Raw genomic sequence first — 1455 nt, forward strand, 5'->3', positions numbered from 1 at the left:
AGGGTGAGGCGGGCGGGGACGTTGATGAGTTTGTGGCGGATTGAGCTGCTGGTGGCGTTGGCCAGGGTGGTGGTCAATGCTGCGGTAGCGCGCAGGGTGTTGTAGGCCATGGCGGCGAGGTGAACCCAGGCGGTGTTGGCGGCGAAACGTGCCGTGGGTAGGTGTGCCAGGGCGGAGTCTTTGAGGTCGGAGTTGACTTGTTCGATGATGGCGTGGCCGCGGTGAATGGTGTCGACGTCGACGGTGGAGTACTGGTCGGCGGGCAGGTTGGTGAAGAATGCGTGGTAGTCGTAGACGGGCATCAGTGCGTCGGCGTCGGTGAGACGCACGATTCTGCGTATGACCAGTCGGCCGGGTACTTCGGCGGATTTGGCGCTACCCGAGCCGGTGAACGCGGTGAACGGGAGTTCGGCAACGTGGGCATCGGAGTGTAGTTCTGCGGTGTCGGGGTCACGCACCGCGCCGGGGTAGTCGATGGGTTGCCAGGCATCGTCGTCGATGGTGGCGATGGCCGCGACGACTTTACGGATTCGTCTGATCCCGACTGAGACGTACCCGCCGGCGGCCAGGACTTCGGCGACGAGGTCGGCGGAGTAGTAGGCACTGTCACCGCGCAGCAGGAGCCGTAATGCTGGTCCGGGGAACGCGGCCGCTACGTTCGCCAGGGCTGTGGCAACCAAATCTTTTGAGCCGCTGGGCTTTCCACTGAGGACTCCGTCGCGGAGTTCTTGGGAAAGCATGACTGGCCGGGACCCAGCCAGTGAGGCAGTGACGAACTGCACGCTGAGTCCTTGGCAGCGTCGGTAGGTGTGTCCGACGTGTTCTTTGTTGCTCCGCACGGGCAGCACTGTGTCATCGATATCGAGCATCAGAAAGTGGCGGCCTGGACCTGATCGTGCTGATCCTCGCCGTGCCGGGGTCAGCAGGGGCGCCCTCTTCGCTAACCCGATCACCACTTGCGAGGCGATCATGTCCCACTGGGCGGCGTTGTCGTCGGTCATCGAGCGCAGAAACGTACCCAACGTCGAGGGGGCATAGATGTCGGTGAACGCTCGTCTCGTCGCACCGGTACGCAGGGCATCAACACCGTCGATGGTGTCGACACCGGTGCACATCGCCGCGACGAGGGTGGCGACCTTGGCGGCCGGGTTGGCTTTGCCGACACCGGTCATCTGCAGGTGCTCGGTGGTGGCGGTTGTGAGCCCGGCACGCTCGAGTAGCCGCATCGCTGGATGCAACCCGGAGGCGGGCACGATCTGCTCATCATCGAAGACTTCGGTGACCGTGGAAAAACGGCTTGTAGACTGCATCTGCGGGGTGCTCTTTTCGCCGGAACGACATGTGTCTTTGACAAACACCAGTCTTCCAGTGCGACAAGGCATCTCGCTCAAGAACACGCCACCCAACACCCAAAAACCACCAAAACACCGGTGAATCCAGGCTCAACCAGCGGAG

1 protein-coding gene is annotated in these 1455 nt (G+C 62.7%); it reads right to left on the bottom strand.

Annotated elements, in window-relative coordinates; translation table 11 throughout:
- The coding region (locus HH308_RS29245; RefSeq protein WP_170197811.1) for an IS1380 family transposase at positions 1-1310 on the bottom strand (1310 nt) is incomplete at its 3' end.
- Positions 1311-1455: the final 145 nt, after the last annotated feature.

The organism is Gordonia asplenii, from assembly GCF_012933505.1.
GTDB lineage: Bacteria > Actinomycetota > Actinomycetes > Mycobacteriales > Mycobacteriaceae > Gordonia > Gordonia asplenii.